The 20,719-nt window shown below is 72.1% G+C and carries 20 protein-coding genes; 16 read left to right on the forward strand and 4 right to left on the reverse strand.

What is annotated here, in order from left to right:
- Positions 1-45: 45 nt before the first annotated feature.
- On the reverse strand, positions 46-720 hold the full coding sequence (locus AB0Q90_RS26965; protein WP_363160734.1) for a lysophospholipid acyltransferase family protein: 675 nt from the start codon (positions 718-720) through the stop codon (positions 46-48).
- A 380-nt stretch (positions 721-1,100) separates the two neighbouring features.
- On the opposite strand from AB0Q90_RS26965, the gene AB0Q90_RS26970 reads away from it, so the two are divergent.
- From AB0Q90_RS26970 to AB0Q90_RS26980, 3 genes are all read left to right on the forward strand, one after another.
- Positions 1,101-2,267, forward strand: a complete 1,167-nt coding sequence (locus AB0Q90_RS26970) for a glycerophosphodiester phosphodiesterase (protein ID WP_363160733.1) — start codon at positions 1,101-1,103, stop codon at positions 2,265-2,267.
- A 74-nt stretch (positions 2,268-2,341) separates the two neighbouring features.
- Positions 2,342-2,848: a sigma-70 family RNA polymerase sigma factor gene (locus AB0Q90_RS26975; protein ID WP_363160732.1), complete on the forward strand. Its 507-nt coding sequence runs from the start codon at positions 2,342-2,344 to the stop codon at positions 2,846-2,848.
- 45 nt (positions 2,849-2,893) lie between these two features.
- Complete coding sequence (locus AB0Q90_RS26980; RefSeq protein WP_363160918.1) at positions 2,894-3,391, forward strand: GNAT family N-acetyltransferase; 498 nt, start codon at positions 2,894-2,896, stop codon at positions 3,389-3,391.
- A 70-nt stretch (positions 3,392-3,461) separates the two neighbouring features.
- Here the strand turns inward: AB0Q90_RS26980 and AB0Q90_RS26985 are convergent, their stop codons facing one another.
- Both AB0Q90_RS26985 and AB0Q90_RS26990 read right to left on the reverse strand, forming a co-directional pair.
- Complete coding sequence (locus AB0Q90_RS26985; protein ID WP_363160731.1) at positions 3,462-3,884, reverse strand: hypothetical protein; 423 nt, start codon at positions 3,882-3,884, stop codon at positions 3,462-3,464.
- A gap of 1 nt (position 3,885) precedes the next feature.
- Complete coding sequence (locus tag AB0Q90_RS26990) at positions 3,886-4,245, reverse strand: hypothetical protein (RefSeq protein WP_363160730.1); 360 nt, start codon at positions 4,243-4,245, stop codon at positions 3,886-3,888.
- Between the two features lie 69 nt (positions 4,246-4,314).
- Here AB0Q90_RS26990 and AB0Q90_RS26995 point away from each other — a divergent pair, with 69 nt between their 5' ends.
- From AB0Q90_RS26995 to AB0Q90_RS27035, 9 genes are all read left to right on the forward strand, one after another.
- Positions 4,315-4,965, forward strand: a complete 651-nt coding sequence (locus tag AB0Q90_RS26995) for an HAD family hydrolase (RefSeq protein ID WP_363160729.1) — start codon at positions 4,315-4,317, stop codon at positions 4,963-4,965.
- Positions 4,966-5,286: 321 nt separating this feature from the next.
- The gene (locus tag AB0Q90_RS27000; RefSeq protein ID WP_363160728.1) at positions 5,287-6,318 is read left to right on the forward strand and encodes an ATP-binding cassette domain-containing protein; all 1,032 of its coding nucleotides are present in this window, start codon (positions 5,287-5,289) and stop codon (positions 6,316-6,318) included.
- Positions 6,315-7,040: a methionine ABC transporter permease gene (locus tag AB0Q90_RS27005; protein ID WP_363160727.1), complete on the forward strand. Its 726-nt coding sequence runs from the start codon at positions 6,315-6,317 to the stop codon at positions 7,038-7,040. Before AB0Q90_RS27000 ends, AB0Q90_RS27005 begins: the two co-directional genes overlap by 4 nt.
- Positions 7,041-7,132: 92 nt before the next feature.
- On the forward strand, positions 7,133-7,963 hold the full coding sequence (locus AB0Q90_RS27010; protein WP_363160726.1) for a MetQ/NlpA family ABC transporter substrate-binding protein: 831 nt from the start codon (positions 7,133-7,135) through the stop codon (positions 7,961-7,963).
- A 132-nt stretch (positions 7,964-8,095) separates the two neighbouring features.
- Complete coding sequence (locus AB0Q90_RS27015; RefSeq protein WP_363160725.1) at positions 8,096-8,734, forward strand: GNAT family N-acetyltransferase; 639 nt, start codon at positions 8,096-8,098, stop codon at positions 8,732-8,734.
- A 104-nt stretch (positions 8,735-8,838) separates the two neighbouring features.
- Positions 8,839-10,050: a precorrin-6y C5,15-methyltransferase (decarboxylating) subunit CbiE gene (cbiE, locus tag AB0Q90_RS27020; RefSeq protein WP_363160724.1), complete on the forward strand. Its 1,212-nt coding sequence runs from the start codon at positions 8,839-8,841 to the stop codon at positions 10,048-10,050.
- A 365-nt stretch (positions 10,051-10,415) separates the two neighbouring features.
- A complete protein-coding gene (gene cobT, locus AB0Q90_RS27025; RefSeq protein WP_363160723.1) occupies positions 10,416-14,363 on the forward strand; it encodes a nicotinate-nucleotide--dimethylbenzimidazole phosphoribosyltransferase in 3,948 nt (1,315 codons plus the stop codon).
- A 204-nt stretch (positions 14,364-14,567) separates the two neighbouring features.
- Complete coding sequence (gene cobA / locus AB0Q90_RS27030) at positions 14,568-15,800, forward strand: uroporphyrinogen-III C-methyltransferase (RefSeq protein ID WP_363160722.1); 1,233 nt, start codon at positions 14,568-14,570, stop codon at positions 15,798-15,800.
- A gap of 64 nt (positions 15,801-15,864) precedes the next feature.
- On the forward strand, positions 15,865-16,683 hold the full coding sequence (locus tag AB0Q90_RS27035) for an RNA methyltransferase (RefSeq protein ID WP_363160721.1): 819 nt from the start codon (positions 15,865-15,867) through the stop codon (positions 16,681-16,683).
- A gap of 155 nt (positions 16,684-16,838) precedes the next feature.
- On the opposite strand, the gene AB0Q90_RS27040 is transcribed toward AB0Q90_RS27035, so the two are convergent.
- Positions 16,839-18,254, reverse strand: a complete 1,416-nt coding sequence (locus tag AB0Q90_RS27040; protein WP_363160720.1) for a protein kinase — start codon at positions 18,252-18,254, stop codon at positions 16,839-16,841.
- A 196-nt stretch (positions 18,255-18,450) separates the two neighbouring features.
- On the opposite strand from AB0Q90_RS27040, the gene AB0Q90_RS27045 reads away from it, so the two are divergent.
- The 4 genes from AB0Q90_RS27045 (at position 18,451) to AB0Q90_RS27060 (ending at position 20,690) form a co-directional block, all read left to right on the forward strand.
- Positions 18,451-18,726 carry a hypothetical protein gene (locus AB0Q90_RS27045; RefSeq protein WP_363160719.1) on the forward strand — a complete coding sequence of 92 codons (276 nt, stop codon included), beginning with the start codon at positions 18,451-18,453 and terminating at the stop codon, positions 18,724-18,726.
- A 196-nt stretch (positions 18,727-18,922) separates the two neighbouring features.
- Positions 18,923-19,102, forward strand: coding sequence for a hypothetical protein (locus tag AB0Q90_RS27050; RefSeq protein WP_363160718.1), 180 nt, complete (start codon positions 18,923-18,925; stop codon positions 19,100-19,102).
- 269 nt (positions 19,103-19,371) lie between these two features.
- Positions 19,372-20,322: an aminoglycoside phosphotransferase family protein gene (locus AB0Q90_RS27055; protein ID WP_363160716.1), complete on the forward strand. Its 951-nt coding sequence runs from the start codon at positions 19,372-19,374 to the stop codon at positions 20,320-20,322.
- Between the two features lie 80 nt (positions 20,323-20,402).
- Positions 20,403-20,690 carry a zf-TFIIB domain-containing protein gene (locus tag AB0Q90_RS27060; RefSeq protein ID WP_363160715.1) on the forward strand — a complete coding sequence of 96 codons (288 nt, stop codon included), beginning with the start codon at positions 20,403-20,405 and terminating at the stop codon, positions 20,688-20,690.
- Positions 20,691-20,719 lie beyond the last annotated feature (29 nt).

Here is a 20,719-nt window from a genome sequence, read left to right on the forward strand (position 1 = left end):
GGTGGGCGCGACAAGCGCCCACCCGGCCCGCGGGCGACAGGTGGCCTACGCGGCTTCCTTCGCCTTCGTCGCGTACATGTCGACGTATTCCTGCCCCGACAGCCGCATGACCTCTGCCATCACGGAATCGGTGACCGCCCGCAGCACATAGCGGTCGCGGTCCATCCCGTCGTACCGCGAGAACTCCATGGCCTCGCCGAAGCGCACCGTCACCTTCGAGGGCCGCGGCATCCCCGCACCCCCCGGCTGGATCTTGTCCGTGCCGATCATGGCGAAGGGGACGACCGGCGCGCCGGTCATCAGGGTCAGCCGCGCGATGCCGGTACGGCCCCGGTACAGCCGCCCGTCGGGCGACCGCGTGCCCTCGGGGTAGATGCCGAAGAGCTTGCCCTCCTCCAGCACCCGGCGGCCGGTCATCAGCGCCGCGACACCGCCGCGGCCGCCGTCCCGGTCGACGGGGATCATGCCGACGCCGGTGAAGAACCAGGCCATCAGCCGGCCCTTGAGGCCCTTGCCGGTGACGTACTCGTCCTTGCCGATGAAGAAGACCTGACGGTCGCAGACCAGCGGCAGGATCATCGAGTCGATGAACGTCAGATGGTTGCCGGCCAGGATGACGGGGCCATCGCCCGGGATGTTCTCCACGCCCTCCACCCGTGGGCGGAACATCAGGCGCATGATCGGTCCGAGCACTGCCTTGATGAGCGCGAAGCGGGACAACGGGCCCTCCGGTGTCGAGAGAAACGGCGAGCGGATCTCTGCGGATTCGGTATGAGTATGTGCAGGTGAGGACGATACTCGCGGTTCCGGGGGTCGCGCACATCGGGTTCACCGAGGTCTTACGCACTGTTGACGCAGGTTTACCTGCGGTGACGTGCCGTAGCGCGCCGGTAACGCCCGCGGAACGGTGTGACGGACATCGCCCCGGCCCGCAGCGGACGCCTACCCTGAGGCATGCGCCCGAAGCCGACGGATCGTCAGAACTCCACTCCCACACGACATCGGGCGTCACCCCCGTGTTCGGTCCGAGGTCTCCCGCCGGTCATGTACACGCACCTACGATCGGCCCGCAATCAGGAGGCGACGGCAGGAGGGCGCTCATGGGAACGCAGGAGTCGAACGAGCAGGCGCGCGGCACCGGACGGCGGGCGCTGCTCGGAGCGGCCGTGCTCGGCGCGGGCGGAGCGGTCCTCGGACTCTCCGGCACGGCGAGAGCGGCCGGTACGGGAGAGGCGGGCGGCGGCGTGAAGAGCCTGCCCAAGCCCACGATCATCGGCCACCGCGGCGCCAGCGGCTACCGCCCCGAGCACACCCTCGCCGCCTACCAGCTCGCCCTCGACCTGGGCGCCGACATCGTCGAGGCCGGCGACCTGGTGCCCACCAAGGACGGCCACCTCGTGTGCCGGCACGAGCCGGAGATCGGCGGTACCACGGACGTCGCCGACCACCCCGAGTTCGCCGGCCGCAAGACCACCAAGCTCCTCGACGGCGTCTCCGTCACCGGCTGGTTCACCGAGGACTTCACGCTCGCCGAGCTCAAGACGCTGCGCGCGATCGAGCGGATCCCCGCCAACCGCCCGCACAACACCCTCTACAACGGCCGCTTCGAGATCCCCACCTTCGAAGAGGTGCTCCAGTGGCAGGAGGAGCAGACCCGGGCGCGCGGCAAGCAGGTCTGGATCTACCCCGAGCTCAAGCACCCCACCTACTTCCGCAAGCTGGGCCTCGGCCTGGAGGAGCGGATCGCCAAGGCGCTGCGCAAGTACGGCAAGCACAAGTGGAACTCGCCGGTCATCGTGCAGTCGTTCGAGCCGACCAGCATCCAGCGCCTGAACAAGCTCATCGACAACCCGCTCGTCGTGCTGCTGTCCGGCGCGAGCACCCGCCCGTACGACTTCGTGGAGAACGGCGACCCGCGCACCGTCGCCGACCTGGTCAAGCCGGCCGGCCTGCGCGAGATCGCCTCCTACGCCCAGGGCATCGGCCCGACCCTCGACCTGGTCATCCCGAAGGACGTGGGCGGCAACCTCACCACGCCGACCACCCTCGTCGCCGACGCGCACAAGGTGGGCCTCGTGCTGCACCCCTGGACGCTGCGCAACGAGAACCCCTTCCTGCCGGCGAACTTCCGCAAGGGCACCGACGCGGACGCCTACGGCGATGTCTTCGGCGCGTACAAGACGTACTTCGCGACCGGCATCGACGGTGTCTTCACCGACCAGCCGGACACCGGCCTGCTGGCCCGCGAGGACTTCGTCAACGGCTGAGCCCCGTGCCCCGGTTGGGGTGACATACGGCCGCCCGGGCAACCCGCCGCCCGGGCGGCCGCGTCGTGCCGCATATGACACCCGACCTGGTCACCGCCCTGGGCCCGCTGCTCACCGCCGAGGCCTCCGCGGAGGCGCATGCCTCCGGTACCGAACCCGGCGACCTGGAACAGGCGGTCTGGCTCCGCCTTCTGGAACTCCTCGACGCCCAGGGCCCGCCGCCCGACCCGCAGCGCTGGCTGCGCTCGGCCGTCCGCTCCGAGGCCCGCCGCACCCGCCGCACAACCCGCCTCGAACGGCCGTACGACACCGAACCCGCGGACGCTACGGACCGCGGCCCCGAGCACCTCGCGCTCACCGCCGCCCGCCACCGCGCCCTGCGTGACGCCGTGCGCAGGCTTCCCGGGCGTTGCCCCGGTCTCGTGGAGGCCCTGCTCTCCCCGCAGGACCTGACATACCGGGAGATCGCGGGGGAGTTGGGTATCTCACAGGGAAGTCTTGGCCCGGAACGTTCCAGATGCCTGGGTTGTCTTCGTCGATTGCTCACGCCGGAGGTTGCGGTCGGCGGAGCACGGGGATAGGAGTGAGGGACGACAGGTGATCAGGTGAGCGGGAGGCGTGCGCACATGGGCATGAGCGTGACCATCTCTGCGGCGGCCGAGCAGGACGCGGAGCAGATCTTCAAGCTGCAGTACCTGTGCTTCCAGAGCGAGGCGGCGCTGTACGGCAACTACCGCATCGACCCGCTCGTCCAGACCCTGGACTCACTGCGCGAGGAGGTCGCCCGGGACTGCGTCTTCGTCGCACGGCTCGGCGACGAGGTGGTCGGCTCGGTCCGCGGCTCGGTCACCGAGGACGGCGCCGCCGCCATCGGCAAGCTCTGCGTCCACCCCCGCCTCCAGGGCCACGGCATCGGCGCCCGGCTCCTGCGCGCCGCCGAATCGGCCCTCGCCGAACAGCACGGCGCCAAGCGCTTCCGCCTCCACACCGGCCACCGCAGCGAGGGCAACCTCCGCCTCTACCGCAAGGTCGGCTACCAGACGGTGGGCACGTCCGAGGGCACCGACGGGGTGCCGATGATCGTCCTGGAGAAGGCGGCGGGGACGTACGCGGCGACGGCGTGACGGATGCGCCCCAAAGGGGCGCGGGGAACTGCGCGACCAGCCACAAGCGGCCGGATGCCGCCGACGAGCCTCAGGCGGCATCCCCCTGGCGCGGAGCGTTCCGCAGCCAGTAGATGGCCGACAACGGCAGCAGCACCGGGATGAAGATGTACCCCATGCCGTAGTCCGACCACACGGTTGCGTCAGGGAACGCCGACGGCTCGACCAACGTCCACGTACCGACCGTCAGCACGCCCAACAACTCCGCGGCGCAGCAGTACAGCGCCGCCCTGCGAGCCGTCTCACCGCCCCGCACCAGCGAGTACGTGATGAACCCGTACACGAGCCCGGCGATCGCCGACAGCGAGTAGGCGAGCGGGGCGTGGTCGAACTCCGTGGAGATCTGGACGGCCGAGCGCGACACCGCCCCGACGACCATCACGCCGTAGAGCCAGACGAGCAGCATCCCGGGTCCGCCGATCAGCCGCGTGGGCTTCTCCTGAGCCGCCGTCATCTCAGCCTCCCCAGATGTCGTAGAGCCGCACTTCGAGGACGGCCAGCACCACACCGCCGGCGGCGACCGTGATCGACCCCCACCGCGTGCGCTCCGCGAGCGACATGAACCCCGCGGCCGGAATGCAGGCGAACGCACCCAGCAGATACGCGACGAAGATCGTCGTACCCTGCGCCGGATCCTCGCCCCGCGCCAGCTGCACGATCCCGACCACCAGCTGGACCAGCGCCAGCACGGTCACCACGGCCATCCCGATGAAGTGCCAGTCCTTCGTCGGCTGGTCACGGTAGGCGGCCCAGCCGCACCAGGCGGCGAGCAGCAGCGCGGCGACGCCGGTCACGAGCGTCAGGGCATCAAGCATGCGGCGAGCCTATTACGGGCCAAAAGCCCTGCCGCGGCCGACCCCGGCGGGCACCGTAGGGTCGAGGACATGCAGATCCACGCCGAAGCCCTCCTGTTCGACAACGACGGCACCCTCGTCTCCTCCCTCGCCTCCGTCGACCGCTGCTGGACGCAGTGGGCCGAGGAGTACGGGATCACCGCCGAAGCGTTCGCACGCATCGCCCTGCACGGCAGGCCGGCCGCCGAGATAGCCGCCGACCTGCTGCCCGCCGACATCGTGCCGGAGGCCGTCGCGCGCATCGAGAACCTGGAGGTGGACGACGTCCCCAACGGGGGAGTGGAGCTGCTGCCCGGCACCAGGGCCTTCCTCGACTCGCTCCCCGCAGAGCTGTGGGCCGTCGTCACCTCCGCCACCCGGCGGCTCGCCGAGGCCCGCCTCGACGCCGTCGGCATCCGCCCCAAGACCCTGATCGCCGCCGACGACATCACACGCGGCAAGCCCGACCCCGAGCCGTACCTGCTCGCCGCCCGTGAACTGGGCGTCGACCCGGCCCGCTGCGTCGTCTTCGAGGACGCCCCCGCCGGCCTCCAGGCGGGCCGCGCCGCCGGCATGACCACCGTGGCGTTGGCCACAACCCACCAGGCCCACGAGCTCGACGCCGACCTCGTGGTCAAGGACCTCTCCGCCCTGTCGGCACTGGTCACCGGCCGGGGCGTGGAGATCTCCGTACGCCCCTGACACTGTCCACCGCTGTCCGCATTGCGGACAGCGGTTCTTGGTGGCACACCTCCGTCTGCTTTACTGATCGCATGACCACGACGAGCAACCGCATCCCTGCGACCGAGGCGACCATGACGCCCGGTGCTCGCTGTATGTGTCGAATGTGCGCCTTCTAGAGGGCCCCCGCACCACTTCTCTCTGAGCCTCGCGCCCCGAAGCGAGCTGCCACGGCATGTCCGTACGCGTTCCGCCGTACGTGACCCAGCTGCCCCGCGCACACATTCCCTCCCGTACCAGGGCACACCCACGCCCGCGTACTCGACAGTGACGGAAACCCACGTGATCACCACCTCGGGCCTGACCAAGGTCTACCGCTCCCGCGGTCGCGAGGTCACCGCCCTCGACGGCGTCGACCTGCACGTCCGCGAAGGCGAGGTGTACGGCGTCATCGGCCAGTCCGGCGCCGGCAAGTCCTCGCTCATCCGCTGCGTCAACCTCCTGGAGCGCCCCACCGCCGGCACGGTCACCGTCGCCGGCCAGGACCTCACCGCGCTCGCCGGCCGCGGACCGCGCGCCGGCAAGGAGCTGCGGCAGGCGCGCAGCCGTATCGGCATGGTCTTCCAGCACTTCAACCTGCTGTCCACGCGGACCGTGCAGGACAACGTCGAGCTGCCGCTGGAGATCCTCGGCACGTCCGGCAAGGACCGCTCCCGCAAGGCGCTCGAACTGCTGGACCTGGTCGGCCTCGCCGACAAGGCCAAGGCCTACCCCGCCCAGCTCTCCGGCGGTCAGAAGCAGCGCGTCGGCATCGCCCGCGCCCTGGCCGGCGACCCCAAGGTGCTGCTCTCCGACGAGGCCACCAGCGCCCTCGACCCGGAGACCACCCGCTCCATCCTCCAGTTGCTGCGCGACCTGAACCGGCAGCTGGGCCTGACCGTCCTGCTCATCACGCACGAGATGGACGTCGTGAAGTCGATCTGCGACTCCGCCGCCCTGATGGACCGCGGCCGCATCGTCGAGTCCGGCACGGTCAGCGAGCTGCTGGCGACCCCGGGCTCCGAGCTGGCCTCGGCGCTCTTCCCGGTCGGCGGCGAGGCCACCGGCGCCGACCGCACCGTCCTCGACGTCACCTTCCACGGCGAGAGCGCGACCCAGCCGGTCATCTCCCAGCTCTCACGCACCTACAACGTCGACATATCGATCCTCGGCGCCGCCATCGACACCGTCGGCGGCCTCCAGGTCGGCCGGATGCGCATCGAACTGCCCGGCCGCTACGAGGACAACGTCGTACCCATCGGCTTCCTGCGCGAACAGGGCCTCCAGATCGACATCGTGAACGGGCCCGAGCTCGTGAAGGCGGGTGCCAAGTGACCTGGTCCGAGATGCAGCCGCTGCTGGAGCAGGCGTGTTGGGACACCCTGTACATGGTCGGCTGGTCCACCGTGATCGCCGTCGTCGGCGGACTCCCGCTCGGCATCCTCCTCGTCCTCACCGACAAGGACGGACTGCTCCAGAACGTCGTGGCCAACAAGGTCATCGGGCAGGTCGTGAACGTCGCCCGCTCGATGCCGTTCATCATCCTGATGGTCGCCCTGATGGGCTTCACCCGCTCCATCACCGGGACGACCATCGGCCGCGAGGCCGCCATCGTGCCGCTCGCCATCGGTGCCATCCCTTTCTTCGCGCGTCTCGTCGAGACGGCTGTCCGCGAAGTGGACGGCGGGCTCGTCGAGGCCGTGCAGTCCATGGGCGGCAACACCTGGACGGTCGTGCGCAAGGTCCTCGTCCCCGAGTCCCTGCCCTCGCTGATCGCCAGCACCACCACCACGATCGTCGCTCTCATCGGCTACTCCGCGATGGCCGGCACGGTCGGCGCCGGCGGCCTCGGCGACATCGCCATCCGCTACGGCTACCAGCGCTTCGAGACCGAACTGATGTGGATCACCGTGGCGATCCTCGCCGTGGTCATCTCCCTCATCCAGTTCGCCGGCGACTACGCGGCCCGCTCCCTGCACCGCCGCGGCGGCCGCTCCGGCCCGGGCCCCAGGCTCCGGCTGCTGAAGGCGTCGACGGCCACCAGCAACACGGCCTGACGACACCCCCCAAGAACTCCCCGTTCCCCCCCCAAGAACTCCCCGTCCCACCCATGACGGGGTCGCACCACCCATCAGGAAAGGCACTTTTCGTGCGTAACACCGCCAAGATCACCACCGCCGTCCTCGCCGCCGGAGCCCTCACCTTCGGGCTCACCGCCTGCGGCTCCGACAGTGACTCCGCCTCCTCCGACACCAGCGGACCGCTGGTCGTCGCCGCGAGCCCCGTCCCGCACGCCGAGATCCTCACCTTCGTCAAGGACAACCTGGCGAAGGACGCGGGCCTCGACCTGGAGGTCAAGGAGTTCACCGACTACGTCACGCCGAACACGGCCACGGAGGACGGCTCCGTCGGCGCCAACTACTTCCAGAACCAGCCGTACCTCGACGACTTCAACAAGAAGAACGGCACCCACATCGTGCCCGTCGTCACGGTCCACCTGGAGCCGCTCGGCCTGTACTCCAACAAGGTCAAGAGCGCCGACGACCTCAAGAGCGGTGCCACCGTCGCCGTCCCGAACGACAGCGTCAACGAGGCCCGTGCCCTCAAGCTCCTCGACGCCAACGGGATCATCACGCTCAAGGACGGCGTGGGCAACGAAGCGACCCCGGCCGACATCGCCAAGAACCCCAAGAACCTCAAGTTCAAGGAGCTGGAGGCGGCCCAGACCCCGCGCTCCCTGGACGACGTGGACGCCGCGGTCATCAACGGCAACTACGCCATCGAGGCCGACCTGAAGCCCGCCGAGGACGCCCTCGTCCTGGAGTCCGCCAAGGACAACCCCTACGGCAACTTCCTTGCCGTGAAGGAAGGCAGCGAGGACGACCCGCGCGTGAAGAAGCTCGCCAAGCTCCTGACCTCCCCCGAGGTCAAGAAGTTCATCGAGGACACCTACGACGGCTCCGTCATCGCCTCCTTCTGACATCAACCCGCACCTCAGGGTCCACTCCGGGTCACCCCGAGTGGACCCTGTGGTGCGGTTCAGTGCTTTCATGCTGCATGCTGGGCAGTTCAGCAGGTCCTGACGGTTTTTCCGAAGGTTACGGAGCGGCGCATGACGAGCACCTTCCCCAACATCTCCATCAGCACGGAGCGGTTGGTGCTGCGTCCCCTCGACGAGGACGACGTGCCCGCGCTGACCGAGATGATGAACGACGAGCAGGTCGCCGCCTGGACCCATGTCCCGCAGCCCTTCACCGAGGACGGCGCGCACACCTGGATCACCGACTACGCGCCCGCCGAACGCGAGTCGGGCCGCGGCCTCGACCTCGCCGTCACCGAGTTCCTCACCCAGCGCCTGGTCGGCATCGTCCAACTGACCAAGACCAACTGGTACATCCGCTCCACCGAGCTGTCGTACATCATCGCCCCCTGGGCGCGCGGCGAGGGCTACGCTTCCGAGGCCGCGCTCGCCACCGCCCAATGGCTCTTCGGCGACCAGAAGTTCGAGCGCATCGAACTGCGCACGGCCGCCGACAACACCGCCTCCCAACAGGTCGCCCAGAAGATCGGGTGCATCAGCGAGGGCGTCCTGCGCAACGCCTGCATAGCGCGCCTGCGCACCGACGACGGCACCTGGACCGACGTCCGCACCGACTTCATCGTCTGGAGCCTTCTGCCGGAGGACCTGGAGGGCGCCGGCGAGCAGCTGGCCGACACCGGCGGTTTCACGTCCTACGGCGACTGGAACTGAACCAGAGGGCGCACGGCACCGCTGAAGCGTCCGACGGGTTCACCAGGTACCCTCAGCGAGCCCGCCCCTGACGACCTGCGCAAACCCTCTGGAGACTGACGAAGATGGCCGACCGGGTCACGGTGATCGGCTGGGACGGCTCGCCGCTGACCGCCGCGGCGCGCGCCGCCCTCGGCGCCGCCACGCTCGTGGCCGGTGCCGCACACCACCTGGCGCTGCCCGAGGTGCCCCCCGCAGCCGAGCGCATCCGGCTCGGCAGCGTCTCCCTCGCCGCCCGCCGTATCGCCGGCCACCGCGGCACCGCGGTCGTCCTCGCCGACGGCGACCCCGGCTTCTTCGGCGTCGTACGGACCCTGCGCGCACCTGAGTTCGGCCTGGAGGTCGAGGTCGTCCCCGCCGTCTCCTCGGTCGCCGCCGCCTTCGCCCGCGCCGGTATGCCCTGGGACGACGCACAAGTGGTCGTCGCACACCGCCGCACCCTGCGACGCGCGGTGAATGTGTGCCGCGCCCACACCAAGGTCGCCGTCCTCACCTCACCCGGCGCTGGCCCCGCCGAGCTCGGCCTGCTGCTGGAAGGCGTCCACCGGACCTTCGTCATCTGCGAGGAGCTCGGCACCGAACGCGAGCAGGTCACCGTCGTCACCTCCGACAAGGCCGCCGACCACACCTGGCGCGACCCCAACGTCGTCATCGTCATCGGCGGCCCGGTGGTGGCCGGGGACAGTGGCGGCTGGCTCGCCGGACGCGACCCGGGCGCGGGCCCGCGCGGCTGGACGCTGCCCGCCGAGGCGTACGGCGACCTCCAGGGCGAGGGCGAGACCGAGGTCCTGCGCACGGCCCAACTCGCCCGCCTCGGACCGCGCGTCGGGGACCTGGTGTGGGACATCGGCTGCGGCAGCGGTGCCTTCGCCGTCGAGGCCGCGCGGGCCGGCGCCGCCGTCATCGCCGTCGACCGGAACCCGGAGGCCTGCGCCCGCACCGAGAGCGCCGCGCGCCGCCACGGCGTCCAGCTCCAGATCGTGCACGGCTCCGCCCCGCACGTCCTGGAGAACCTTCCCGAGCCGGACGTCGTCCGCGTCGGCGGCGGGGGAGCGGCGGTCGTCTCCGCGGTCGCCGACCGCCGTCCGCAGCGCATCGTCACGCACGCGGCCACCCGCGACGCCGCCGAACTCGTCGGCCGCGACCTCACCGAACACGGCTATCGCGTCGAGTGCGCCCTCCTCCAGTCCGTCGAACTCGACACGCGGGCCTGGACGGAGACGGAGCGGAGCGTTGCGTTCCTGCTCAGCGGCCTGCTGCCCGACCGAACGAGCTGATACGGATCCCGTCCCCGTGATCCTGTTGTCGTACCGCGCGCGGTAGGCTGGCCGATCGTTGTACCGCACTCGGGCACCCGGCGCTTCGTAGGTCAATGTCCGGAAAACACGCCCGTTTTGGGGTGGGTGTGGTACGGCAGAACCGGAGGACGCGCAACGTGGCGCAGTCCACAGCGGGATCGTCGCGGATCAAGCTGTCGCGACGGGGCAACGGCCGCGACAATGCCAGTTAATGGCTTTGTCGTCTTTGTGGACGGGTCGTTCGTGCCGCTGGGCACGCACGCTCGTTCTTCACTGCGGGGCGGTCGGTGCGCCGCTCCGGTGAGCTGGTCGTAGAAGCACTAACCGATGGGCGAGGGGTACGCATGACCGACACCGGCCAGGTCCCGGGCGAGGGACTGCCGGAGAACGCAGGCATGGTGGAGCAGCCGGGCGTCCCCGCGCACGGTGCGTACACCTACCTCTCCGAGACCACCGCCGAGGACGAAGACCTGTTGCTGCTGCCGGGCGCCCAGAGCGCCTGGGGCAACGAGGTCGCCCCGCCCGCACCGGAGCCCGTCGTCGAGGCCGTGCACGAGCCGGGCCCGCACGAGACGGCCGGCCGCGACAGCGGCTCGGTCGACCTCAGCGGCGTCCGCCTGCCGGGCCCGGCCCCGGTGCCGCCGACGGCACCGCGCCGCCCCCTGCACCTCGGCCCGCCGATCCCCGACGCCTCCGCCAGCCCGGTCCGTTCCCTCGCCGACCGCGGCGCCGTGGGCGCACCCGTACGGCAGCCCGGCCCGCCGACGGCCGGCCCCGAGTACCTCGACATCCCGCAGCCCGCCCCGCAGGGCGCGGTGCCGTGGGGCGCCCCCGCGCCGCTGGGCCAGGAGCCGCAGGCTGCGGAAACGGTTGTTCCGCAGGGGGCCCCGGTCCCCGAGCAGCACGTGGAGCCGGCGGATGCGGCGGCCACGGGCGCTGTTGAGGGGATGCCGCAGGTGACGGCTGTTGCGGAGGCTGTTCCGCAGGGCACGGCTGTTGCGGAGGGTACGGCGCAGGCGCAGGTTGTGGCGGAGGCTGTCCCGCAGGGCACGGCTGTTGCGGAGGCTGTTCCGGTTCAGGTCGCCGCTGAGGCTGTTCCGCAGGTTCAGGTTGCGGCGGAGGCCGTCCCGCAGGTTCAGGTTGCCGCTGAGGTGGCTCCGCAGGTTCAGGTTGTCGCTGAGGTGGCTCCGCAGGTTCAGGTCGTCGCTGACGCCGTTCCCCAGGTTCAGGTCGTCGCCGAGGCTGTCCCGCAGATGCAGGCTGTTGTTGAGGCTGTTCCGCAGATGCAGGCTGTTCCGCAGGTTCAGGCTGTCGCAGAGGGCGTTGCTCAGCCCCAGGCCGTCGCCGCCGAGACCGTTCCGCAGCCCGCCGAGGGGCCGGAGGGCGGGCACGTCGTCCAGGGCCCGGACGCGTCGGGAGACGCGGCCGAGCCGGTTGCCGAGCCGGAGAGCGCTCAGGCCGCGGTGGCCCCGGAAGTGGGGGAGCCGGTGATGACCGCAGGCCAGCCCCCGGCGCACGAGAGCGCTCCGGCTGCCGTGGAGATTCCCGCGCCGGTCGCTGGTGAGGCTCCGGCGGAGCCGCAGATGCCGGGAACCGAGCAGGCGGTCGAGGCCGGGACCGGCCCCGAGGACGTCCCGGCTGCCGAGCCCGTGCCCGCTCCCGAGAGTGCGCAGGTTCCCGACGCCCCGACTCCCGACGCCGTGCCGACGCCCGAGACGGCTGCGCCGGAGGTCGTCGTGGGCGGCGGGACCGAGGCCGTTGAGGCTGCTCCCGAGGCCATGGCGCCTGAGGCCCTCCAGGCGCCGGACGCGGCCGTGACCGACGCCGCGCGGGCCGCCGACGTGACCCCGCAGGCCGCCGAAGGTGCCGTGCCGGTCGCCGCGGCCGCCGTACCCGATGCGGGCCGGCCCGCCGAGGCCCCCGCGCCCGACGCCGCTCAGGTCGCGGAACCCGTGACGCAGGAAGCCCCCCAGAACCCCGAGGCCCCCGAGGCGCCGGTCACCGAGCCCCCCGCCCCGGAGCCGGAGCCCGTCCAGGCCGTCGAGCCTGCCGCCCCCGAACTCACCCAGCCCTCCGAGGCCCCGGCCCCCGAGTCCCCGGAACCCGTCCCGTTCCCGGTCGCCGTGGACCCGACGCAGGCTCCCCAGCCCGTGCCGGCCGCCCAGATCCCGACCGAGGACGCCGCCATGGCCGTAGCGGCGGAGGCCGAGGCCCCCACGCCCGACGCGCACGCGTCGCAGGCCTACGTCGCCGACCCGGCCGGTCCCCAGGTGCAGCCGTCCGAGGTCGCCGTGTCCGTGCAGGCCGGCGTTCCGCTGGAGCCGCACCCGGAGCAGCCTCTGGGGCAGTTCGTGCCGGTGGAGGGCTCGGTGCCCACCACCCCGCACCTCGCGCCGACCCCGCCGCAGCCGATCGTCCTCCCCGCCGGGGACGCCCTGACGGTGCCCGCACCCCGCGAGGGCGACCCCGAACTCGTACAGAGCGCGGAGGACCTGGACACCAGGGCCGCCGAGCAGGAAGAGAGCACGGCCCCCGTGGCAGAAGCGCGACAGTCCACCGGTCCGGCCGCGCCCGCCTACGACGACGCCGAGCGCGAGGCCGTCCTCAAGGTCATGCGCGAGCGCCGTGACATCCGCAACGGCTTCCGCAGCGACCCGATCCCGCACGAGGTGCTGCTCCGCGTCCTGGAGGCCGCCCACACGGCCCCGTCCGTCGGCCACTCGCAGCCCTGGGACTTCGTCGTCATCCGTTCCGCCGAGACCCGGCGCACGATGCACGAACTGGCGATGCGTCAGCGCGAGGCTTACGCGAAGTCCCTGCCCAAGGGCCGGGCGAAGCAGTTCAAGGAACTGAAGATCGAGGCCATCCTCGACACCCCGGTGAACATCGTCGTCACCGCCGACCCGACCCGCGGCGGCCGCCACACGCTCGGCCGTCACACCCAGCCGCAGATGGCGCCGTACTCCGCCGCGCTCGCCGTGGAGAACCTCTGGCTCGCCGCGCGCGCGGAGGGCCTCGGTGTCGGCTGGGTCAGCTTCTTCGACGAGCGCGAGATGGTCCGCTCGCTCGGCCTGCCCGAGCACCTTGAGGTCATCGCCTACCTGTGCGTCGGCTACGTCGACGAGTTCCCGGACGAGCCCGAGCTGATGCAGGCGGGCTGGTCCAAGCGCCGCCCGCTGTCCTGGGTGGTCCACGAGGAGACGTACGGCCGTCGCGCGCTGCCCGGCGAGGAGCCGCACGACCTGCTCGCCGAGACGGTCGCCCAGATCCGCCCGCTGGACGCCAAGGCGCTCGGCGAGGCATGGGAGCGCCAGAAGCGCATGACCAAGCCGGCCGGCGCGCTCGGCATGCTGGAGATCATCTCCGCCCAGCTGTCCGGCCTGTCCCGCCAGTGCCCGCCGCCGATCCCGGAGCCCGCGGCCGTCGCGATCTTCGCCGGCGACCACGGCGTGCACGCCCAGGGCGTCACCCCCTGGCCGCAGGAGGTGACGGCCCAGATGGTCGCCAACTTCCTCGGCGGCGGCGCGGTCTGCAACGCCTTCGCCGGCCAGGTGGGCGCGGAGGTGTGCGTGGTGGACGTCGGCGTGGCCGCGGACCTCCCCGCGACCCCCGGCCTCCTGCCCCGCAAGGTCCGCGCGGGCACGTCCGACATGACCACCGGCGCCGCGATGACCCGCGAGGAGTGCAAGCAGGCCATCGAGGTCGGCATCGAGACGGCCCGCGACCTCGTGGCGGCGGGCAACAAGGCCCTGCTCACGGGCGAGATGGGCATCGCCAATACGACGGCCTCGGCGGCCCTGATCTCCGTCTTCACCGGCGCCGACCCGGCCGAGGTCACCGGCCGCGGCACCGGCATCAACGACGAGACCCTCGCCCGCAAGACCGAGGTCGTGCGCCGCGCCCTCGAACTCCACCAGCCGGACCCGGCCGACCCCATCGGCGTCCTCGCGGCGATCGGCGGCTTCGAACACGCGGCGATGGTGGGCCTCCTCCTGGGCGGCGCATCCCTCCGCACGCCGGTCATCCTGGACGGCGTCAGCGCGGGCGCCGCCGCCCTGGTCGCCCGCGCGATCGCCCCCGAGGTCCTCGCGGCCTGCATCGCGGGCCACCGCAGCGCGGAACCCGGCCACGTGGCCGCCCTCAACAAGCTCGGCCTGCGCCCCCTGGTCGACCTGGACCTCCGCCTCGGCGAGGGCACCGGCGCCCTCCTGGCCCTCCCCCTGGTCCAGAGCACGGCCCGCGCAATGCACGAGGTGGCGACGTTCGACTCGGCAGGGGTAACCGAGAAGTAGGCGGTGGGCGGGGGACCCGGGGGAACTACAGCCCCGGGTCCCTCTGCCACGCGTTCCGCACGGCGGAACGGGTGGGCACAGCCGCCCACAGCCCGCACCCGGCAACGTTGCCCAGCCACCGGACACCTGACCCGCCCAGTCCCGCCGCCCCGTAAAATCCGCACGTCAGGGCCACTGCACCGCCGTAAAGAGGAGCCGCCCCTCATGGCCGAAAACCCCGCCTACCCCGTAGGCCTCCGCCTCACCGGCCGCAAGGTCGTCGTCCTCGGCGGCGGTCAGGTGGCCCAGCGCCGCCTCCCGGCACTGATCGCAGCAGGCGCCGACATCCTCCTCGTATCCCCCGAAGCCACCCCCTCCGTCGAGGCCATGGCGGACGCGGGCGAGATCACCTGGCAGCGGCGCCCGTACGAGGACGGCGACCTCGCCGACGCCTGGTACGCCCTGATCGCCACCGGCGACACGGAAGCGAACACCCGAGCCTCCGCCGAGGCGGAGCGCCACCGCGTCTGGTGCGTCCGCTCCGACGACGCCGACCAGGCCACCGCCTGGACCCCGGCCACCGGCCACAGCGAAGGCGTCACCGTCGCCGTACTCACCACCAGCGCCCGCGGCCGCGACCCCCGCCACACCGCCGCCATCCGCGACGCGGTCGTCGAGGGCCTGCGCGACGGCACCCTCGTCGCCCCGCACCACCGCACCCGCACCGCCGGCGTCGCCCTGGTCGGCGGCGGCCCCGGCGACCCGGACCTGATCACCGTCCGCGGCCGCCGCCTGCTCGCCGAGGCCGACGTCGTCATCGCCGACCGCCTCGGCCCCCGCGACCTCCTCGCCGAACTCCCGCCGCACGTCGAGGTGATCGACGCGGCGAAGATCCCCTACGGCCGTTTCATGGCGCAGGAGGCCATCAACAACGCGCTCATCGAGCACGCCAAGCAGGGCAAGGCGGTCGTCCGGCTCAAGGGCGGCGACCCGTACGTCTTCGGCCGCGGCATGGAGGAGGCCCAGGCGCTCGTCGAGGCCGGCATCCCGTACACCGTCGTCCCCGGCATCTCCAGCTCCATCTCGGTGCCGGGTGCGGCCGGCATCCCGGTCACCCACCGCGGCGTCGCCCACGAGTTCACGGTGGTCAGCGGCCATGTCGCCCCCGACGACGAGCGCTCCCTGGTCGACTGGCCGTCGCTCGCCAAGCTCACCGGCACGCTCGTGATCCTCATGGGCGTCGACAAGATCGGCCGGATCGCCGAGACGCTCATCGCGCACGGCAAGTCCCCGGACACCCCGGTCGCGCTTGTCCAGGAGGGCACGACGGCCGCGCAGCGCCGGGTCGACGCCACCCTCGCGACGGTCGCCGAGACGGTCCGCGCCGAGGACGTGAAGCCCCCGGCGGTCATCGTGATCGGCGAGGTCGTGAAGGTCGGCCCGGAGACCTCGGCGTAACCCGAGGTAACACAACCCCTCCCGAGCCGTTGGCACCGCACCCAGGACAAGGCAGTATCACTCTGTGGCCGATCTCATCACCGTCGAGGACCCCGACGACCCGCGCCTGCGCGACTACACGGGCCTGACCGACGTCGAACTGCGCCGTAAGCGCGAACCGGCCGAGGGCCTGTTCATCGCCGAGGGCGAGAAGGTCATCAGACGGGCCAAGGACGCCGGGTACGAGATGCGCTCGATGCTCCTGTCCGCGAAGTGGGTCGACGTCATGCGTGACGTGATCGACGAGCTTCCGGCGCCCGTGTACGCGGTCAGCCCGGAGCTCGCCGAACAGGTCACCGGCTACCACGTGCACCGCGGCGCGCTCGCCTCCATGCAGCGCAAACCGCTGCCCACGGCGGCCGACCTGCTGCGCACCGCCCGCCGGGTCGTGGTCATGGAGTCGGTCAACGACCACACCAACATCGGCGCGATCTTCCGTTCCGCGGCCGCCCTCGGCATGGACGCGGTCCTGCTGTCGCCCGACTGCGCGGACCCGCTCTACCGCCGCAGCGTGAAGGTCTCCATGGGCGCGGTGTTCTCCGTCCCGTACGCCCGACTGGACAGCTGGCCCAAGGGCCTGGAGTCGGTGCGCGAGGCCGGCTTCAACCTCCTCGCCCTGACCCCGGACGAGAAGGCCAAGTCCCTGGACGAGGCCGCCCCGCACCGCATGGACCGGGTGGCCCTCATGCTCGGCGCCGAGGGCGACGGCCTCTCCCGCCAGGCCCTGGTCGCCGCCGACGAATGGGTACGCATCCCGATGGCCCACGGCGTCGACTCCCTGAACGTGGGCGCGGCGGCCGCGGTCGCCTTCTACGCGGTGGCGACCGGCCGCCCCGAGGCGTAGCGGCCCCGGCCCTTCCGAGGCGACCGGAGCTAAGCGCTCCGCTCGAAGTGCAGCGCTGTGCCGTCGGTCGGCCGCGGCGCCGTCGTGGCTGGTCGCGCAGTTCCCCGCGCCCCTTCGGGGCGCTACCGAACCGCAGCCGACTTCACCCGACCCGCTTAGTCGGTCGCCTCGGACGTCGACCCGTACCGCTCGGCCGTCAACGGCCCGTCCATCCGGTCGTACCCCGGCGCCGACGACTGCTCCTGCCGTACGACACTGCCGTCGCCGCCGAGGCCCCGCTGCGGGCCCTGGCAGCCCTGCGCCGCGGCGATGCCCAGCGCGACCAGCAGGGTCACCACGACGAACACGAACAGCCGCTGGCGCAGCAACTGCGGGTTGGCGGGGCGCCGCCCCGTCCCCGTGTTCCGGGGCGCCGGACGGCCGGTGCCGCTGCGCGGCGCGGGCCGGCTCCCGCCGCCCGAGCGCGTGGTGTTGCGCGAGACGGGTGTGGGCCGCGCGGAGGCACCCCCGCGTGTGGGACCGCCGCCCCGGGACGGCACCCCGCCCCGTGAGGCGGCAGGGCCACGGGAGGAGGGGCCGCCGGCACTCCGTGGCGCGGGCGTGCCCTGCGGACCGCCGCCCTGCTGCCCCGGCTGGCCCTGCGGACGACGCTGGGTGCGCTCCGGATAGCCCTCCGCGAGCCGCCCGGTGGGCCGGTCCGCCTCACCCGCGCGCGGGGCGGGCGGCCGCAGCTCGGCGAGCCCCTGCGCCTCCCGGGCCGCGATCTCCTTCAGCCGCAGCGACAACTGGAGCGTGCTGGGCCGTTCGTCGGGGTCCTTGGCCAGACAGGCGCGTACGAGCGGAGCCAGCGCGTCCGGCACGCCGTGCAGCTGCGGCTCCTCGTGCACGACCCGGTACAGCATCACCTCGGAACTGCCGTGCCCGAAGGGCGAGTCGCCCATCGACGCATACGCCAGGGTCGCCCCCAGCGAGAACACGTCCGTGGCCGGGGTGACAGCCGCGCCGCGCACCTGCTCCGGGGCGAGGAAGCCCGGCGAGCCGACGGCCGTACCGACGTGCGTGAGCGTCGAGGCGCCCGTCGCCCAGGCGATGCCGAAGTCGATGATCCGCGGCCCCTTGGGGGACAGCAGGATGTTGGACGGCTTGAGGTCCCGGTGCACCACCCCGGCCTCGTGCACGGCGACCAGGCCCTCCGACAGGGCGGCCCCGATGGCGGCGACCTCCGCCGCGCCCAGCGAGCCCTCGTCCCCGACCTTGTCGTGCAGGGAGGGCCCGGGAACGTACTGCGTGGCGAACCAGGGCCGATCGGCGTCGAGATCCGCCGCGACCAGCCGCGCGGTGCACCCGCCGCGAATGCGCCGGGCCGCGGAGACCTCGCGCGCGAACCGCGACCGGAACTCCTGGTCCTCCGCCAGATCCGGCCGGATGACCTTCAGCGCAACCCGCTGCCCCTTCTTGTCGGAGCCCAGGTAGACCACGCCCATCCCGCCCGCGCCGAGCCGTCTGTGAAGCCTGAACGAGCCGACGACGCGCGGGTCCTCGCGCCTCAGGCGCATCATCGCCATGTTCATCCCCGCTGCCCGGTCCCTGTGACGAGCCACAGCTTACGTTTCCGCGGCCCCCCGCGCGCAGAGGCCGCGCCCTCTCGGTTCGACGGATTGTCAGTGCCCGGTGGGAGACTTGAGGAGTGGTCAGGGAGCCGGTGGACAGGCGCACTTCGGCCTCCCCGCGCTGCCAACCACCCGTCACAGAAGGGGGATTGAACCCGTGAAGGGTGATCGCGTGGAGATAGTCGTGGACGCGGGGGACACGACCCGCACGTACGAGGTGGTGGCGAGCAGGGCGGGCCGCCGGGTGGAGACGGCGGTGCGCCGGGGCGTGGTGGAAGTGAGCGAAGTCACCCGCAGCGGCTCCGTGGTCCGCACGGCCCGCTTCATGGCGAACCGGGTCCTGGCGCTGGTCGAGCAGCCGGTACCGCGGGAGGACAGCTCGGAGAAAGCAGGGCACAGCGGGCGCCCCCTCCGGGAAGACCCCGAGACCTAGGTCTCCGTCTCCACCCAGGGGAGTACTCCCCAGCTCATGGCTCATCCTCCGGGAGGCCAGGCAATCGGTACGAGGGCATGACGCCGGGCGACCGCCTCGCCCGTAGATTTGAAGTCAAGCGGCGGGTGCAGCACTCGTCCCCCGAGGTCAGACACCCGCCGCTGCCAACGACAACGGAACGGTCAGGAGAGGGACCATGGCCCAGACGGCACCGCGGACACTGATCCGCACACAACAGCGCCGCCAGGGCCGGCGCCACCCCTTGGTGGCGACGCTGATGGCCCTTCCCCTGGCAGCCCTGCTCCTCCTCGTCTTCGACGGGTGGGAGACAGTGGCCACACAAGCGTCGTCCGTGGGCGTGATGCTGGGGCGCTGAGCGGCGACCCCAGGCCCGGAAGAGCGGTCCGGGCGGGGACATCCACCCATGAAACCCCGTGGGGACGGGGGTGCGGCGGACGGCACCAATGCCGGCGCAGCTGGGGAGCTGCGCCGGCATTACCTTTTCCGCGGTGCGGTTGCGTTTCGAAGGGGCGTGGGGAACCGCGCGACCCACCCCCGGCAGACGACTCCCACGTACCCGCCCGACCCCCGCAGGCAGCCCGCGTACCCTCACGCAAAGACCCACCCGTGCCCGCAGGGAGCCCCGTGACCGCGAACGCCCTCGTGCCGGAGTTGAGCCGCGCAGCCAAGGCCGCCGCTCACTCCCGCACCTCCGCCTGCCCGTGTGGAGCCCCCGCCACCCTCGCCGACCGCGCCGACGGCACGGTCGTCCGGCACGCGGACACCGTCGCGAAGGCCCACGCCGCGGACACCGACCCCACCGAACTCACCCTGCGCCTCGCCACGGCCACAGCCCTCCCCGACGTCCTGCTGTCCCCGCTCACCCCGACCCCGGCGCCCCTGCACGGCCGCCTGGTGACCTGCTGGCCGTACGGCACCCCCGTCGACCCGAGGACCCCGGACGACGCTCCCTGGCAGGCCGCCGCCACCCTCCTGGCCCGTCTGCACCGAGCAGTCACCCCTCTCACCCAGGCCCTGCCTCCCATGCGCGGCCCGCACAAGGCCGCCCGAGCCGTCAGCCGCCTCCGGGCGGCAGCCCCGCACCCGGCCGCGCCCGCCGTCCTCCGTGCCTGGCACACGCTCCCCGCCTGGGCCCGCGCCGAGCCCTCCGCACCGGACGACGGCACCCCGACCCTGTGCCACGGCGACTTCCACCTGGGCCAACTCGTCCGCCATCCCGCCCCGCACGGCTCCTGGCTCCTCATCGACGTCGACGACCTCGGCACCGGCAAACCCGCCTGGGACCTCGCCCGCCCCGCCGCCTGGTACGCCTGCGGCCTTCTCCCGCCCGACGAATGGACCCGCTTCCTGAGCGCGTACCGCGCGGCAGGCGGCCCCGCCGTCCCCGCCGACGGCGACCCCTGGCCCGCCCTGGACGTCCCGGCCCGTGCCCTGACCGTCCAGACGGCCGCCACCGCGATCGCCAAGGCGACGGCGGCCGGCCGTGATCTGGACGAGGTCGAGCAGTCCGTGATCGACGCATGTGTCCGAATGGCCGCGGCCCCGCCCGAGTTGACGTACGAATCCGCCAAGTAGGGTGCAACCGACCGCAGCCGGACAGAGTCTGTCCTGGCGATACGCGAAGCAGGACCGACCGGCGAGGAGTTGAGCCGACCATGCAGTGTCCGAAGTGCCGTGCAGCGATGCACACCTACAACCGCAACGGCGTCCAGATCGAGCAGTGCAGTGGCTGCCGCGGGATATTTCTCGACTACGGCGAGCTGGAGGCACTGACCCGCCTGGAGTCCCAGTGGACCCAGCCTGCCCCGCCGGCGCCGCCCGCCCCGCAGGCGTACCCGGCCGCCCCTGTGGCTCCCGCGGCACCCGCCTGGGGAGCCCCGCACGGCGGTCACTACGGCCACAAGCGTCACAAGAGCTTCGGCCACATGCTGTTCTCCAGCTGACGACGAAGCCCCCGGTCGCGGTGAGCGAC

It is taken from the genome of Streptomyces sp. NPDC079141, assembly GCF_040686775.1.
GTDB lineage: Bacteria > Actinomycetota > Actinomycetes > Streptomycetales > Streptomycetaceae > Streptomyces.

Coding starts and splice junctions, on each gene's coding strand:
- AB0Q90_RS26995 (WP_363160729.1), top strand. CDS start 4,315: ATGCAGATCCACGCCGAAGCCCTCCTGTTCGACAACGACGGCACCCTC.
- cobT (WP_363160723.1), top strand. CDS start 10,416: ATGACCGACACCGGCCAGGTCCCGGGCGAGGGACTGCCGGAGAACGCA.
- AB0Q90_RS27050 (WP_363160718.1), top strand. CDS start 18,923: ATGGCCCAGACGGCACCGCGGACACTGATCCGCACACAACAGCGCCGC.
- AB0Q90_RS26985 (WP_363160731.1), bottom strand. CDS start 3,884: ATGACGGCGGCTCAGGAGAAGCCCACGCGGCTGATCGGCGGACCCGGG.
- AB0Q90_RS27015 (WP_363160725.1), top strand. CDS start 8,096: ATGACGAGCACCTTCCCCAACATCTCCATCAGCACGGAGCGGTTGGTG.
- AB0Q90_RS26970 (WP_363160733.1), top strand. CDS start 1,101: ATGGGAACGCAGGAGTCGAACGAGCAGGCGCGCGGCACCGGACGGCGG.
- AB0Q90_RS26980 (WP_363160918.1), top strand. CDS start 2,894: ATGGGCATGAGCGTGACCATCTCTGCGGCGGCCGAGCAGGACGCGGAG.
- AB0Q90_RS27040 (WP_363160720.1), bottom strand. CDS start 18,254: ATGAACATGGCGATGATGCGCCTGAGGCGCGAGGACCCGCGCGTCGTC.
- cobA (WP_363160722.1), top strand. CDS start 14,568: ATGGCCGAAAACCCCGCCTACCCCGTAGGCCTCCGCCTCACCGGCCGC.
- cbiE (WP_363160724.1), top strand. CDS start 8,839: ATGGCCGACCGGGTCACGGTGATCGGCTGGGACGGCTCGCCGCTGACC.
- AB0Q90_RS26990 (WP_363160730.1), bottom strand. CDS start 4,245: ATGCTTGATGCCCTGACGCTCGTGACCGGCGTCGCCGCGCTGCTGCTC.
- AB0Q90_RS27060 (WP_363160715.1), top strand. CDS start 20,403: ATGCAGTGTCCGAAGTGCCGTGCAGCGATGCACACCTACAACCGCAAC.
- AB0Q90_RS26975 (WP_363160732.1), top strand. CDS start 2,342: ATGACACCCGACCTGGTCACCGCCCTGGGCCCGCTGCTCACCGCCGAG.